At 67.3% G+C, this 15023-nt stretch carries 14 protein-coding genes and 1 pseudogene; 10 read left to right on the top strand and 5 right to left on the bottom strand.

Annotated features, from left to right (window positions below; genetic code table 11):
* Positions 1-272: 272 nt before the first annotated feature.
* The 6 genes from rpmH to OY559_RS19710 all read left to right on the top strand — a co-directional run bounded on the left by rpmH (position 273) and on the right by OY559_RS19710 (position 6082).
* Positions 273-413, top strand: a complete 141-nt coding sequence (gene rpmH / locus OY559_RS19735; protein ID WP_013536759.1) for a 50S ribosomal protein L34 — start codon at positions 273-275, stop codon at positions 411-413.
* 88 nt (positions 414-501) lie between these two features.
* A complete protein-coding gene (gene rnpA / locus OY559_RS19730; protein WP_277728003.1) occupies positions 502-942 on the top strand; it encodes a ribonuclease P protein component in 441 nt (146 codons plus the stop codon).
* 13 nt (positions 943-955) lie between these two features.
* Positions 956-2677 carry a membrane protein insertase YidC gene (yidC, locus tag OY559_RS19725; RefSeq protein WP_277728002.1) on the top strand — a complete coding sequence of 574 codons (1722 nt, stop codon included), beginning with the start codon at positions 956-958 and terminating at the stop codon, positions 2675-2677.
* Positions 2678-2765: 88 nt separating this feature from the next.
* A complete protein-coding gene (mnmE, locus tag OY559_RS19720; RefSeq protein WP_277728001.1) occupies positions 2766-4106 on the top strand; it encodes a tRNA uridine-5-carboxymethylaminomethyl(34) synthesis GTPase MnmE in 1341 nt (446 codons plus the stop codon).
* A 237-nt stretch (positions 4107-4343) separates the two neighbouring features.
* Positions 4344-5330, top strand: a complete 987-nt coding sequence (locus OY559_RS19715; RefSeq protein ID WP_277728000.1) for an energy transducer TonB — start codon at positions 4344-4346, stop codon at positions 5328-5330.
* A 206-nt stretch (positions 5331-5536) separates the two neighbouring features.
* Positions 5537-6082: a porin family protein gene (locus OY559_RS19710; protein ID WP_277727998.1), complete on the top strand. Its 546-nt coding sequence runs from the start codon at positions 5537-5539 to the stop codon at positions 6080-6082.
* Between the two features lie 78 nt (positions 6083-6160).
* Here OY559_RS19710 and OY559_RS19705 read toward each other — a convergent pair whose 3' ends face one another.
* The 4 genes from OY559_RS19705 to OY559_RS19690 all read right to left on the bottom strand — a co-directional run bounded on the left by OY559_RS19705 (position 6161) and on the right by OY559_RS19690 (position 10483).
* A complete protein-coding gene (locus OY559_RS19705) occupies positions 6161-7342 on the bottom strand; it encodes an ABC transporter permease (protein WP_277727997.1) in 1182 nt (393 codons plus the stop codon).
* The gene (locus OY559_RS19700) at positions 7339-8085 is read right to left on the bottom strand and encodes an ABC transporter ATP-binding protein (RefSeq protein WP_277727996.1); all 747 of its coding nucleotides are present in this window, start codon (positions 8083-8085) and stop codon (positions 7339-7341) included. The genes OY559_RS19705 and OY559_RS19700 overlap by 4 nt, the downstream gene beginning before the upstream one ends.
* A gap of 42 nt (positions 8086-8127) precedes the next feature.
* Positions 8128-9633, bottom strand: coding sequence for an alpha/beta hydrolase (locus OY559_RS19695; protein ID WP_277727995.1), 1506 nt, complete (start codon positions 9631-9633; stop codon positions 8128-8130).
* Positions 9634-9772: 139 nt separating this feature from the next.
* Positions 9773-10483 (bottom strand): FAD-binding oxidoreductase, encoded by a 711-nt coding sequence (locus OY559_RS19690; RefSeq protein ID WP_277730071.1) that lies wholly within the window; start codon positions 10481-10483, stop codon positions 9773-9775.
* 141 nt (positions 10484-10624) lie between these two features.
* Here OY559_RS19690 and OY559_RS19685 point away from each other — a divergent pair, with 141 nt between their 5' ends.
* The 3 genes from OY559_RS19685 to panE are packed head-to-tail and all read left to right on the top strand — an operon-like array spanning position 10625 to position 13331.
* Positions 10625-11596, top strand: a complete 972-nt coding sequence (locus tag OY559_RS19685) for an ABC transporter ATP-binding protein (RefSeq protein WP_277727994.1) — start codon at positions 10625-10627, stop codon at positions 11594-11596.
* On the top strand, positions 11593-12402 hold the full coding sequence (locus OY559_RS19680) for an ABC transporter permease (RefSeq protein ID WP_277727993.1): 810 nt from the start codon (positions 11593-11595) through the stop codon (positions 12400-12402). Before OY559_RS19685 ends, OY559_RS19680 begins: the two co-directional genes overlap by 4 nt.
* The gene (gene panE, locus OY559_RS19675) at positions 12402-13331 is read left to right on the top strand and encodes a 2-dehydropantoate 2-reductase (RefSeq protein ID WP_277727992.1); all 930 of its coding nucleotides are present in this window, start codon (positions 12402-12404) and stop codon (positions 13329-13331) included. Before OY559_RS19680 ends, panE begins: the two co-directional genes overlap by 1 nt.
* A gap of 21 nt (positions 13332-13352) precedes the next feature.
* Here the strand turns inward: panE and OY559_RS19670 are convergent, their stop codons facing one another.
* The gene (locus OY559_RS19670) at positions 13353-14150 is read right to left on the bottom strand and encodes a TatD family hydrolase (RefSeq protein WP_277727991.1); all 798 of its coding nucleotides are present in this window, start codon (positions 14148-14150) and stop codon (positions 13353-13355) included.
* 137 nt (positions 14151-14287) lie between these two features.
* Between OY559_RS19670 and OY559_RS19765 the strand changes: the two are divergent.
* Positions 14288-14977: pseudogene (locus tag OY559_RS19765) on the top strand (DEAD/DEAH box helicase); the annotation flags it as partial.
* Positions 14978-15023 lie beyond the last annotated feature (46 nt).

The following is a 15023-nucleotide window of genomic DNA, read 5'->3' as shown; positions in this document are numbered from 1 at the left end:
CAGGTGGAACAACTCGCGTGTGGGGTAGAACAGGCCATCCCGCGTTGCCGGGCGGCAGCACGGGGCGGAGTCAATGGGGTCAGCCAGACTACCACCGGCGCCCGGACCCGCCAACGATCCTGTGCATAAGATGTGGATGAAGCGCGCGAACGGCACCGTGTTCAGCCACTTGCGGAGGAGCATCGGGGAGAAAACACCGAGGGAGTTGACCGTAACCCGGCGGTTCCTATAGAATTTCCGGTTCTTTCCACCCGAACACGCCCGAGGGCCCCATGGCCACCAAGCGCACTTACCAACCCAGCAACCTGAAGCGCAAGCGCGACCATGGTTTTCGTGCCCGCATGAAGACCGCCGACGGCCGCAAGATCCTGGCCCGTCGTCGTGCCAAGGGCCGCAAGCGCCTGACCGCCTGATGGCTTGGCCGCACATCGCGGCCAATGCATCCATGCGTTCACTGCATCACCAGGAGCCCGCCCGGTCACGAGCGGGCTTCTTGCTGAGATGAGCACCACTTTCCCGCGCGCAGCGCGCGTCCGCGCGCGCGCCGACTATGCGCGCGTGTTCGACCAGGCGCGCCGCACCTCCGATCCGATGCTGAGCCTGCACTGGTTGCCGGGCGAGGGGTCCGCGCGCCTGGGGTTGGCGGTATCGCGCAAAGTCGATACGCGCGCCGTCATGCGCAACCGGATCAAGCGCCAGTTGCGCGAACACTTCCGTCGTCTGCGGGCGGACCTGCCCGGCGGCGACTATGTGGTGGTCGCCCGTGCGCCCGCTGCGAAGGCGGGTGCGGGCCAGCTGCGGGCGACGTTCGAACGCGTCCTCGTGCGCGCTGGCGCATTGCCGCCGCCGGCACCGGGCGGCACAATGCCGCCGGGCTTGAATTCCCCTTCGCCGCCACCCACTCCTTCTTCTTCGACCAAACCGGTTTCCGACGCCGGTTGAGACTGCCTGCCTGATGAACCAGACCCGTGTATTCCTGATCTTCGCCTGGCTCATGGTGGCGACCTTGTTGTGGATGCAGTGGGGCCAACAGAAGGCGGCCCCGGTGACACCCGCTGCGGCTCCGCTCGCGACGACCGCTCCCGCCGGCAGCACCGTGCCGACCGCGGCCCCCGGCACGAGCACGCCCTCCAATGCCAGCGGTACCGTGCCGACGGCCCCCACGGTGCCCACCATCCCCGCTGCGACGGCCGCCGCGGACACGAAGGCTGCACGGGTGACGGTATCCACCGACGTACTGCGCCTGGTCGTGGACGGCGGCAGCGTGCTGCAGGCGGACCTGCTGCATTACCCGCAGAGCAAGACGCCAGGCAGTGGACCGGTGCGCCTGCTCAGTGAAGACCCGCAACATTTCTACGTGGCCGAAAGCGGCTGGGTGAGCGGGCAGTCGAAAGCCCCCGACCACCATGCCTTCGTGCCCGAGACCGGCGCCGGCAACGTCGCCCTCGCTCAAGGCGCCGACAGCGTCAGCGTACCGTTCCTGTGGCAGGGTCCGGATGGCGTGAGCATCCGCCGCACCTATACCTTCAAGCGCGCCAGCTATGAGGTGGAAGTACGCGACGAGGTCGTCAACGCGGGCACCGGCACGTGGCAAGGCACGGTCTACCGCCAGCTGCTGCGCACGCCGCCGGAGGTCAAGAGCGGCATGACCAATCCGGAGTCCTTCAGCTTCAGCGGCGCCACCTGGTGGGATGGCGGTTATCAGCGGCGCAAGTTCAATGAAGACTATCTGGAAGACGGTCGCGTCGATGCGCAGGTGAAGGGCGGCTGGATCGCGATCCTGCAACACCACTTCTTCACCGCGTGGATTCCGCACACCGACGACACCACCACCATCTCGCTGGACAATCCCAATGCCGGCACGCGTGCATTGATCCGCGAGATGGGGCCGGGCGTGAATGTCGGCCCGGGCCAGCAGGCCACCACCACAGCGCGCCTGTGGGTAGGTCCGAAGCTGGTCGACAAGATCCATGCGATCAACGCGCCGGGCATCGATCGCGTGGTCGACTACAGCCAGTTCGCGATCCTCGCCCTGCTGGGCCAGGGCCTGTTCTGGGTGCTGAACTTCCTGCACGGCTTCATCGGCAACTGGGGCTGGTCGATCATCGGCCTGGTGATCCTGGTGAAGCTGGCGCTGTATCCGCTGTCGGCGGCGCAGTACAAGAGCTTCGCCAAGATGCGCAAGTTCCAGCCGCGCATCCAGCAGCTGAAGGAACGCTACGGCGACGACAAGCAGAAGTTCCAGGTCGCCATGATGGAGCTGTACAAGAAGGAGAAGATCAACCCGATGGGTGGCTGCCTGCCGATCCTCGTGCAGATGCCGGTGTTCCTGGCGCTGTACTGGGTGCTGGTGGAAACCGTCGAGCTGCGCCAGGCACCGTGGTTCGCCTGGATCCAGGACCTGACCGCGCGCGACCCCTACTTCATCCTGCCGGTGCTCAACATGCTGGTGATGTGGCTGACGCAGAAGCTGACGCCGGCGCCGGGCATGGACCCGATGCAGCAGAAGATGATGCAGTTCATGCCGCTGGTGTTCGGCGTGATGATGGCGTTCTTCCCGTCCGGCCTGGTGCTGTACTGGGTCACCAACGGTGCGCTGGGCCTGCTGCAGCAATGGTGGATGACCAAGCGCCACGGCGAGTCGGCCACGCCGCCGAAGGCCGCGACGGCGAAGTAACTGTCGCCCGCCGCCGTGCCACGAAGCCCGCCCTCCGGCGGGCTTCGTGTTTCCGCTACGCTGAAAGCTCACCCGCCGGCATTTCCCCATGAACAATGCACAGGACACCATCGTCGCCATTGCCAGCGCTCCGGGCGCAGGCGGTGTCGGCATCGTGCGTCTGTCCGGGCCTGCCGCGCAGGCCATCGCGAAGGACATGTGCGCGCGTACGCTGACCCCACGACACGCACACCACGTGCGCTTCCTCGATGAAGAACGCCACATCATCGACGACGGCATCGCACTGTCGTTTCCCGGCCCTGCCAGTTTCACTGGCGAGGATGTGGTCGAACTGCAGGCGCATGGCAGTCCGGTCGTGCTGCAGCAACTGGTCGCCCGCGCGTGCGCGCTGGGGGGCCGCATGGCGCGTCCAGGAGAATTCTCCGAGCGCGCCTTCCTCAACCACAAGCTCGATCTTGCTCAAGCGGAGGCGATCGCCGATCTGATTACCGCCGCGGATACCCGCGCGGCGCGTGCGGCGCGGCGTTCGCTCGACGGTGTGTTCTCCACGCGCGTGGACGGCGTCGGCCAGTCGCTGCTCGCCCTGCGCGTGCATGTGGAAGCCGCGATCGACTTCGCCGACGAACCGATCGACACGCTTGGAGGCGAGCAAGTGCGCGCCCGTCTGGCGGATACCCGCGATTCGCTTGCGGGTCTGATCGCCGATGCGGAGCGCGGGCGCAAGCTGCGCGACGGCATGCATGCCGTCATCGTCGGTCCGCCCAACGCCGGCAAGAGCTCGCTGCTCAACGCGCTGGCGGGCACCGACCGCGCCATCGTCACCGACGTCGCCGGCACCACGCGCGATACGTTGCGCGAGACCATCCGGCTGGATGGCCTGGAACTGCATCTGGTGGACACCGCCGGCCTCCGCGATGGTGGCGACGCGATCGAGCGCGAAGGCATGCGCCGCGCGCGCGCAGAGCTCATGCGTGCCGATGTCGCCCTGGCGGTGGTCGATGCGCGCGATCCCGATGCCGGCCGCGATGCGATCGCCGACAGCATTGCCGCCGTGCCCACGGTGCTCTGGATCCACAACAAGGCCGACCTGCTCGCCGAGGTGCCCCCGGACGACGACGCCAGCGTGCATGTCTCCGCCGCGACGGGCAGCGGCCTGGCGCACCTTCACGAGCGCCTGCGCGCGCTGGCCGGAGAGCCGGCTGCCGCGGCGGGCGATGGCGAGTTCTCGGCGCGAGCCCGCCATGTGGAAGCGCTGCACCGCGCCTCCCTGCATGCGGCGTGCGCGGCGGAGCAACTGCAGCACGAACAACTGGAACTGGCCGCCGAGGAACTGCGGCTGGCCCATGACGCGCTGGGCGAAATCACAGGCCGCCTGAGCGCGGACGACATGCTGGGCCACATCTTCTCCACGTTCTGCATCGGCAAGTGATGGCCTCCGCACGGGTCTGGCCAAAACTGTGACGCGCGTCAAGTGTAGATGATGATGAGGCGACGTACCCTGACCACCGGGTAGGGGTACCCGGAAGGCATCGCGCCGTTTCCCGCCTGACCAAGTGTCGGCGTGCGGCGACGGGCCCACGTTGACAACCAACGTCCGATCGCGCGTCCTATGCGGGTCGGGGCTGTGTCGCCATCATTAGAAACGCACTTGGGGGAGTAGAAACTGATGTCCTTGATCAAAACGACCGGGCGCCTGCGCTACATCGCGCCGTTGCTGTTGATCGTCGCGGTGGCGGCGTGCTCGAAGAAGGAAGAACCCGCGGCACCCGCCGCCGGCGCAGCGGCCACGCCCGCCGCACCGCCGCCGCCGGCCGTGTCCGCCGAGGTCCAGGCCATGGACGCAGATACCCTGCGTGATGCCGCCACCAAGGCGCTGCGCGAGAACCGGATCTACGCACCGGGTGGCGACAACGCGATGGAGTACTACCTCGCCCTGCGCGACAAACTGCCTAACGATCCCGGCGTCAGCAGTGCGCTGACCGACCTGATGCCGTACACGCTGATCGCCGCCGAACAGAGCATCGCGCGCGAAGAGTTCACGGAGGCGCAGCGCCTGTCCGCCATCATCGAGAAGGCCGACCCCAAGGCACCCGCGCTGCCGCGTCTGCAGCAGAGCATCGCCGCCGCGCAGCAGGCAGTGGCGCAACGCACGGTCACCGACGAAGCCAAGACCAAGGCCGACGAGGAAGCACGCCTGAGGGAGCAGCAGCGTCTCACCCAGCAGGCCGAGCAGCAGCGCGCCAACGAGGCCGCCGCGGCGCAGCAGTTGGCCCAGCAACAGGAAGCCGCCCGGGCTGAAGCCGCCCGCCAGGAAGCCGAACGCCAGGCCGCCGCCCAGCGTGAAGCCGCCGAACGCCAGGCTGCCGCGACCCGTGCCGCCGTTCCTGCCGCGGCCCCGGCGCAAACGCTGCGTGCGGTCAGCACGCCCGCGCCGCGCTATCCGCCCGAAGCCCTGCGCTCGGGCACCAGCGGTGAAGTACTGGTGGAACTCACCGTGGGCATCGATGGATCGGTGACCAACGCGCGCGTCGTGCGTGCCACGCCTGCACGCGTGTTCGACCGCGAAGCGCTCAATGCGGTGCGACGCTGGCGTTTCGAACCGCTGGATGCCCCGGTCACCACGCGCCGCACGATTGGTTTCAGCCCCGGTTGAAGCTCGCTTCGGCGACAGGCGAGAGAAGAGCCGGCCATGTGCCGGCTCTTTCTTTTTTGTGAAACGAATGGCAATGCGCAATGGATGGCGCGCGCGGCGCAGCGATCGAATGTGATGTGATTGCATGGAGTGGACAATCGCCTTCCAGGTGCTTAAGGTGCGCCGCCCGCATTGCGGGCGACACATCACACTCAAGGAAGGATTCCATGAAGCATCTACTTGTTCCCTGCGCACTGTTCTTTGCGACCCTGTCTGCCCCGACCATGGCCACCGAAGCCGGCCAGTGGTACGGCCGTATCGAGATCGGCCACAGCGACCTCAAGCTGAGCGTCGATGACCTCAGCGCCGACGACACCGACACCGCCTATGGCCTGCGTGTCGGCCACTACTTCCACCCCGGTTTCGCGGTGGAGGGTTTCTATTCCGTTCTCGGGGATCGCTCGCTGGAAGGCGTGTCGTTCGACGTGGACGCGGTTGGCGCGGGCGTCGTGGGCAAGAAGAACTTCGGTGGCGACAACACCGGCTTCTTCATCGCCGGGCGCGCGGGTGTACAGAGCGTCAACACTAAGCTCAGCGGGGATGGTTTCAGCTTGCGCGAACGGTCGACCAAACCCTACGTGGGCGTTGGTCTGGGCTACGACTTCGATCACCACAACGGTCTCAGCCTCAACTACGACTACAACAAGGCTGACCTGTTCAATGCCGATGTGAAGGCGCAGACGCTGACGCTGGGTTACGAATACCGCTTCTGAAGCAACCCAAGGCACGCTTGAAGAAAAACGGCCACCTGTAGGTGGCCGTTCTCGTTTGCGGCATCCGTGCAGTGGGGATCAACCGGCGACCGCCAGTTTCTCCTGGTGGTAACGACGCACGGCCGCGAACCACAACAGCGCCGCCACGCTGAACGCCGCGGCCACGTAGACCAGCCAGGTCTGCGCGCTGATGTACTCGTTGCGGATCACCTTGAGGAGCAGTTGGTTCTGCGCCAGGAAGGGCACGGCGAACTGCCACAACTGGCTCTTCAGCGGATTGGCCATCAGCGCGAACGTCGGGATCATCGGCAGCAGCATCAGCCACGTCATGTGGCTCTGCGCTTCCTTCATGCTCTTGGCTGACGCGGCGAGATAGGTCAGCAGGGAAGTACCGATGAACAGCATCGGCACCAGGATCAGCAACATCTTGCCGATCGCCAGGAACGACACATTCAATTGCCGCCCCAGCGTGCCGGCAAACTGCGCACTGAACTTGAAGGCGAGCAGGGTGAGCAGCAGCGTGGCCAGGCCGATCACGCACGCCGCCGCGATCTTGCCGCTGACCACCGCGCTGCGCGGCGCCGGCGTGGCCAGCAGCGGTTCCAGTGATTGCCGTTCGCGTTCGCCGGCGGTCGCGTCGAGGATCAGGTACGCACCGCCGATGAACGACGTCAGGATCAGCAGGTATGGCAGCAGCACCGACAGCAGCATGCCCTGCTTGGCTTCGGGCGTGGCCAGGTCCTGCATGCCGACGTTCACCGGTCGCGCCACCGAGGCATCGACACCGCGCGCGAGCAGGCGCAGGGCGCCGACCTGCTGGCTGTATGCGGAGAGCGCGGCATTGACGCGCTGGGTGGGAATGTCCGCGTCGCGCCGCGTGCTGTCGCGGATGATCTCCACCAGCGCGGGACGACCGTTGCGCCAGTCTTCCGCGTAGTCGGGACTGATGCGCAGTGCGACATCGATCTCCTGCGTGCGGATCGCGGTGTCGAGGTTGGCCGGTGCCTTGCCGGCGGTGATGCCGTTGGTCGCGAGGAAGTTCACCAGGTTCGGTGCGTGCTCACCGCCGACCATCGGAATCTCCAGCGTCTTGTCGACCTGGGTGCGGATGCGGTTCTCGGTCAGGTAGCCCATCCCCAGCATCAGTGCGGGATACAGCAGCGGGCCGAGAAACAGCGCCAGCGCCAGCGTGCGGCGGTCGCGAGAGAGGTCGCGCAGTTCCTTGCGCATCACGGTAAAGACAGTACGGAACATGTTCATGCCAGCAGGCCCTCCTCCGAACCGATCACTTTGACGAACGCATCCTCCAGGTTGTCCTCGCCTGCCTGTTCGCGCAGTTCGTCCGCGGTGCCGGCGGCGACCACGGTGCCTTTGGCGATGATGACGATGCGGTCGCAGAGCGCGGCGACCTCCTGCATGATGTGGCTGGAGAAGATCACGCAACGGCCTTCGTCGCGCAGCTGGCGAAGGAAGCCGCGCATCGCGCGCGTGGTCATCACGTCCAGGCCATTAGTGGGTTCGTCCAGGATGACGTTGCGCGGGTCATGCACCAGCGCGCGGGCGATGGCGGTCTTCGTCCGCTGGCCCTGGCTGAAGCCCTCGGTCTGGCGGTCGAGGATGTCGCCCATGTCCAGCGCGTCGGACAACGCCTTGGTGCGTTCGGCGATCTGCTTGGACGACAGCCCATGCAGTTCGCCGAAGTAGGCGATGTTCTCGCGCGCCGTCAGGCGCTTGTACACGCCACGCGCATCGGGCAGCACGCCCAGAGCGCGACGCACCGCGACGGGATCGCGTGCGGTGTCGATGCCATCCACCGTCACTTCGCCGCGGTCGGGCGTCATCAGGGTGTACAGCATGCGCATGGTGGTGGTCTTGCCGGCCCCGTTGGGACCGAGCAGGCCGGTGATCTGGCCGTCTTGGGCGGTGAAGCTGACGCCGTCCACGGCGGTGACCGTTCCGGTCTTGGTCTTGAAGGACTTGTGCAGGTCGTTGGCGATGATCATTCGGTCATGTCCATTGAAAGTGTCGGGCGCGCAGGGCGTGGCTCACGGCTCCCAGCCGTTGAAGCTGGTGAAGGGCGGCACGTAGTCCAGACTGTCCAGGCACTTCGCGTCCAGGTCCTTGGCGCTCGCCGTCTCCAGGAAGCGGCCGAGGAGCTTGGGCATGCAGCCGACGGCGAAGGTGCCGTGGCCCTGGCCTTTCAGCACCAGATGGCGGCCGTTCGACAGCGTGCGCAGCACCTGCTCGCCGTAGCGCGGTGGCGTGACCGGGTCCAGCTCGCCGGAAGCGATCAGCGTGGGGATGTCGGACGTCCACGCGGTGTGGAAATCCGCCGGCCGCTGGCCCGTGGGCCACGCACCGCACTGCGCCTTCAGCGTGTCGCCGAGCATGCTGCCGAGCACCGTGTCGGTGTCGGCGGGGTCGGCCTTCAGCAGGTCCGCATCCTCGGCGCAGATCACCGACAGCTGCATGCCATGCATGAACTGGTCGCCGACCTGCGTTTCCAGCAGCTTGGACAGCGACATCAACGAGCCGTAGCGGCCCTGTTGCGCTTCGTTCAAGACCAGCGGGAGCAACGCGGCGCCTTGCGGGTAGTAGGAGTACATGCGGGTGATGCCGGCCACGGTACCGGCGTTCACTTCGCCCGAGACCAGTTCGCCGGTGGAGGGATCGCGGTAGTCGGTGTTCACCGGCGTGGCCGCCAGGCGCGTCATCAGTGCGCGCAGTTGCCCACGCAGATCGTCGCCGAAGCGGTCCTTGCAGGCCGCATTCGCCTGGCAGCGCTGGAACTGCAGTGCCAGCGCCGCGTCCAGGTTGCGCGCGTGCTCGCTGCCCAGCACCAGCTCGTTCGGCACCACGCCGTCGATCACCACGGCGCGCGTGCTGTCGGGATGGCGCATGGCGTACTGCTGCGCCACCCGCGTGCCGTACGAGCCGCCGACCAGGTTGATCTTCGCCGCGCCCAGCGCCTTGCGCACGCTGTCCAGGTCGCGCACGGCGTCGGTGGTGGTGTAGAAGCGCGGATCGGCCTCGAGCGATGCGGCACAGGCGCGGGCGAACTCGACAGCCGACGCTTCGCTCATGTCCTCGGGATCGCCGTAGGCGTTGCGGCCTTCGTCATCCTTGCAGGACAGCGGGTTGGACTTGCCGGTTCCGCGCTGGTCCACCAGCACGATGTGGCGCGACTTGCGCACCTCGCGGAAGGCGCCGTCGATGGCCGGCCAGACCTGCACGGCCGACTGGCCCGGGCCGCCGGCGAGGAAGAACACCGGATCCTCGGTCGCCGCGCCCTCATTGGTGGCGGGCAGCCACGCGATGTTCAACGCGACCTTGCGGCCTTCGGGCTTGGCCGGATCTTCGGCCACGTCGTAGGTCGCGCATTGCGCTTCCACGGTGGTGGTCAGGTAGGGCGCGGTCAGGGTGCAGGGCTTGAAGGCGATGTCGCCGTAGTGGCGCACGGCCTGCTGGCCGGGGCTGGTGGCGGTGCCATTGCAGCCGGCCAGCAGCAGGGCAGCCAACGCGGGCGCGAGTGATCGATGAAGAAGTGCCATGTATCAGTTCCGTTGGAGGCGGGTCCCAGCATGCCATGACGATACGGCGGGACGGATGTGACCAACGGATTGCACCCGTCGCGCACGCGTCGTGCGTGCCGAGCGGTCGGACAGGCCCTATCGGGCCGTGCAGGCGGCCCTACTTGCTCGAGACATATTTTTCCCGGCGAATCTGGGGAATCGGCAGGCCGTGTCCCTTCAGCGCCTCGAAGCAGGCATCGACCATGTCGGGGTTGCCGCACAGATAGGCGATGTCACGCGCCGCATCCGGCGCGAACTCGGCCAGGTGCTGCTGCACATAGCCCTGGCGCACATCGGGGTGCGGGTCGGTGGGCAGCTCACGCGACAGGCAGGACACGAAGCGGAAGCCGGGATGCGTGTCGGCGAAGGCGCGGAACTCGTCGCCGTACAGCAACTCGGCTGGCGTGCGGGCGCCCTGCAGCAGCACGACCTCCACGCCGCGTTCGGCCATGAGTGCTTCCAGCTGGGGCAACATCGAGCGATACGGCGTCACGCCGGTGCCGGTGGCGATGAGCAGGTAGCGCGCATTGCGGTCGCCCGGCATCAGGCAGAAGCGGCCGAAAGGCCCGCTCGCATCCACGTGACCGCCTTCCGGCAGGCCTTCGAACAAGGCGGTCGCGGCACCCCCGGGCACATAACTGACCGCGATCTCCACCGCTTCGCCCGGGCCCATTGCGTGGTCGTGGATGGTCGCCAGCGAATAGCTGCGCTTGGTCGCGGTGCCGTCGGCGTAGGTGAAATGCACCTGGATGAACTGGCCGGGGATGAAATCCAGCGGCTGCCCGTCATCGCGGACGAAGCTGTAGTGGCCCACGCTGGGCGCCAGCATGCGGCGTCCGACGAGCTTCAAGGGGAAATGCACGATCGCCAAGGCGGCTGGAACACTGTGTGGCCCGGGGCGGCCCCGGCGGGACGCCTATAATAAGCGCTCGCTTCCCCCGGGCGCCTTCGTGGCGCCACAAGGTACCCCATGGCGTCTGCAACAACGGCTTCCGCGGCGGCTCCCGCGCTGGCCATCACCGACCTGCGCAAGGTCTACGACACGGGCGTGCAAGCCCTCAAGGGCGTGTCGCTGAGGGTCGAACCCGGCGATTTCTTCGCGCTGCTTGGTCCCAATGGCGCGGGCAAATCCACCCTCATCGGCATCGTCAGTTCGCTGGTCAACAAGAGCAGCGGGCAGGTCAGCGTGTTCGGCGTGGATCTGGACCAGGACCGCGACGGCGCGATGCGCCTGCTGGGCCTGGTGCCGCAGGAGATCAACTTCAACATGTTCGAGAAGCCGCTGGACATCTGCGTGAACTACGCAGGGTTCTACGGCATCCCGCGTGCCCAGGCGCTGGTGCGGGCCGAAGAGGAACTCAAGCGCGCGCAGTTGTGGGAAAAGGCCAACGTCATGAGCCGCACCCTGTCGGGCGGCATGAAGCGCCGGCTGATGATCGCCCGCGCCATGATGACGCGGCCCCGCCTGCTGATCCTGGACGAGCCCACCGCCGGCGTGGACATCGAGATCCGCCGCGGCATGTGGAAGACGCTGAAGGACATCAACGAGGCCGGCACCACGATCATCCTGACCACGCATTACCTGGAAGAGGCCGAGAGCCTCTGCCGCAACCTGGCCATCATCGACCGTGGCGTCATCGTCGAGCAGGGGCCGATGCGCGCGTTGCTGGCCAAGCTGGACGTGGAGGGCTTCCTGTTCGATATCGACGGCGAGCTGCCGGCGCAGTTGCCGGTGATCGAAGGCACCACGCTGTCCGCCACCGACAGCCATACACTGGACCTGGACATGCCGCGCGCGATGGACCTCAACCGCGTCTTCACGGCCCTGGGCGATGCAGGCATCCGCGTGCGTTCCATGCGCACGAAGAGCAACCGGCTGGAGGAGTTGTTCGTGCGCCTGACCGGCGACGAAGCCGCCGCCAAGCGGGAGCAGGCCGCATGAGCGCCGTCGATCCGCGGGAGACCGCCATGACCACGCCGCTGCAGAAGAACCTGGTCGCACTGGGCACCATCGTGCGCCGCGAAGTGAACCGCATCCTGCGCATCTGGGGCCAGACCCTGGTGCCGCCGGCCATCACCATGACGCTGTACTTCCTGATCTTCGGCGGCCTGATCGGCTCGCAGATCGGCCGCATGGGTGGCTACAGCTACATGGAGTTCATCGTGCCGGGCCTGGTGATGATGAGCATCATCCAGAACAGCTACGGCAACATCAGCTCCAGTTTCTTCGGCGCCAAGTTCGGCCGCCATGTGGAGGAGCTGCTGGTCAGCCCGATGCCGAACTGGGTGATCCTGCTGGGCTACGTGGCCGGCGCGGTGCTGCGCGGCCTGATGGTGGGCGCCATCGTGCTGGTCATCGCGATGTTCTTCACCAAGGTCCGCGTGCCACATCCTTTCGTCACCATCACCACGGTGCTGCTGGGTGCGACGATCTTCTCGCTGGCCGGTTTCGTCAACGCGGCGTACGCAAAGAAGTTCGACGACATCGCCATCGTGCCGACCTTCATCCTCACCCCGCTCACCTACCTGGGCGGCGTGTTCTATTCGGTGACCCTGCTGCCACCGTGGGCCGAAGCGCTCACCCATGCCAACCCGATCTTCTACATGGTCAACGCGTTCCGCTACGGCCTGCTAGGCACCAGCGACGTGCCGCTGTGGGTGGCGTATGCGCTGATGATCGGGTTCGTCGTCGCGCTGGCATCGCTGGGCCTGTGGCTGTTGAAGAAGGGCGTGGGGCTGAGGAGCTGATGCGCGTACTCGTTCTCGGAGCCGGCGGCACCGGTGGCTACTTCGGCGGCCGGTTGGCGCAGGCCGGCATCGACGCAACCTTCCTCGTCCGTCCCGCACGCGCGGCGCTGCTGCGCGAACAGGGCCTGCGTATCCGCAGCCCGCTGGGCGATGCCGATATCCCCGTGCAGGTGCTGACGGCGGACGAACTGGCCGGCGTCGCACCGTTCGACCTGATCCTGCTCAGCAGCAAGGCCTACGACCTGGACAGTGCGATGGATGCCATCGCGCCGGCGGTCGAGGCGGGCGCCCGCGTGCTGCCGCTGCTCAACGGCCTGCGCCATTACGAAGCCCTGGATGCGCGCTTCGGCTTCTCGAACGTCCTCGGTGGCCTCTGTTTCATCAGTGCCACGCTGGGTGCCGGTGGCGAGATCCTGCACCTGGGCAAGCCGGCCTCGATGACGTTCGGCGAACGCGAAGGCCAGCCGCCCGACGGGCGCCTGCAGGCGCTCGCCGCCGCATGCGCGCAGGCCAGCATCGATCACCTGCACGCACCGGACATCGCGCAGGCGCAGTGGGCGAAGTACAGCTTCCTTACCGCGCTCGCCGCCGGCACCTGCCTGATGCGCGCTTCGATCGGCACGATCGTGGCGGGCGAGGGCGGCGCGGACTTCATGGCGGCGCTGCATGGGGAATGCCTGGCGGTCGCCGCGGCCTCGGGCCAGCCGGTGCCCGCTGCAGCACAGGCGTCGGCACGCGAGACGCTGACCACGGCCGGTTCACCGATGAAGGCCTCGATGCTGCGCGACCTGGAAGCAGGCCAACGCGTCGAAGCCGCGCATATCGTCGGCGACATGGTCCACCGCGCGACGGCGCACGCCATCGCCACCCCCCATCTGCGGGCCGCGTGGGTGCACCTGCAGGCGTACGAGGCGCAGCGCGGGGCCTGAAACAGGGACCGGGGAAACCCCTCAGCCGGCGCCGGGCAACCGGAAGAATGCGCGCGCCGTCGCCGTCGTCGCCGCGGCGGTGACCTCGATCTCCTCGCCGCGGTCGCGTGCCAGTTCGGCGACGATGTGGGCCAGGTACATCGGTTCGTTGCGGCGGTGCGAGGGCTGCGGCTTCACCGTGCGAGGCAGCAGGTAGGGCGCGTCGGTCTCGATCATCAGCCGGTTCGCCGGGATGTTCTTCACCAGCTCGCGCAGGTGCAGGCCGCGGCGTTCGTCGCAGAGCCAGCCGGTGATGCCGATGTGCCAGTCCTGGTCCAGGCAGTCGAACAGTTCCTTCCTCGTGCCGGTGAAGCAGTGCACCACGGCCGGCCCGAGCCTGCCGTCGAAGTTCTTCATCATCGCCACGAAGTCGTCGTGCGCGTCGCGCTGGTGGAGGAACAGGGGCTTGCCGGTGTCCACCGCGATCTGCAGTTGGCGCTCGAACGCCCGGCGCTGCGCCGGCCGCGGCGAGAAATCGCGGAAGTAGTCCAGGCCGCATTCGCCCACGGCGACGACCTCCGGATGCGCATGCAGCGCGCGCATCTCGGCATCGCATTCGTCGGTGTACTCGGTGGCGTGGTGCGGGTGCACGCCCGCCGTGGCGAACAGCTCGCCCGGATGCGCCTGCGCCAAGCGCAGCGCCGTCGGCGAATGTTCGCGGCTGGCGCCGGTGACCACCTGCTGCACCACGCCGGCTTCGCGCGCGCGCTGGAGTACCGCGTTGCGGTCGTGGTCGAAGCTTTCGTGGGTGAGGTTGGCGCCGATGTCGATCAAGTCCATGCGCGCATTTTACCGTCCACCTGCCCACCTGTAGGAGCGCCCTCGGGCGCGATGCTCTTGGGTTGACCTCTGTCGAAGAGCATCGCGCCCGAGGGCGCTCCTACAGGGATGGGGTCCAAGCCTTATCCTTGCACCGCATGCCATCGCCCACCTTCCCCATCACCCCGCTGCTGTCGGACATCATCCGCAGCCTGTCCGACCATCCGCGTCTGGTGCTGGAAGCCCCGCCCGGTGCTGGCAAGACCACGCAGGTACCGCTGGCGCTGCTGGACGAGGCGTGGCTGCAGGGCCGAAAGATCGTGATGCTGGAACCGCGCCGCGTGGCGGCGCGCGCGGCGGCCGGGTTCATGGCGAAGCAGCGCGGCGAAGCCGTTGGCGAGACGGTCGGCTACCGCATCCGTTTCGAGAACAAGGTCGGGCCCAACACGCGGATCGAGGTGGTCACCGAAGGCATCCTGACCCGGATGATCCAGGACGACCCGATGCTGGAGAGCGTCGGCGCGATCCTGTTCGACGAATTCCACGAGCGACACCTGGCCGGCGACCTCGGCCTGGCGCTGGCGCTGGACGTACAGGCACAGCTGCGCGAGGACCTGCGCATCGTCGTCATGTCCGCCACGCTCGACGGCGAGAAGCTGGCGCGGTTCCTGGACGCGCCGCGGTTGAGCAGCGAAGGCCGCGGCTTCCCCGTCCAGGTCGCGCACTTCCCCGCGCGCCGCGACGAGGCCATCGACGTGCAGGCGCGCCGCGCCATCGAACAGGCTGTGCAGGCACATCCCGGCGACGTGCTGGTGTTCCTGCCGGGACAGCGCGAGATCGCGCGCGTGGCGACGATGTTGAGCCCTTCTCCCGCCGGGAGAGGGGTCGGGGAGA

The sequence above is a fragment of the Pseudoxanthomonas sp. SE1 genome, assembly GCF_029542205.1.
Taxonomy (GTDB): Bacteria; Pseudomonadota; Gammaproteobacteria; order Xanthomonadales; family Xanthomonadaceae; genus Pseudoxanthomonas_A.
This window is presented reverse-complemented; position numbering and strand designations above follow the sequence as displayed.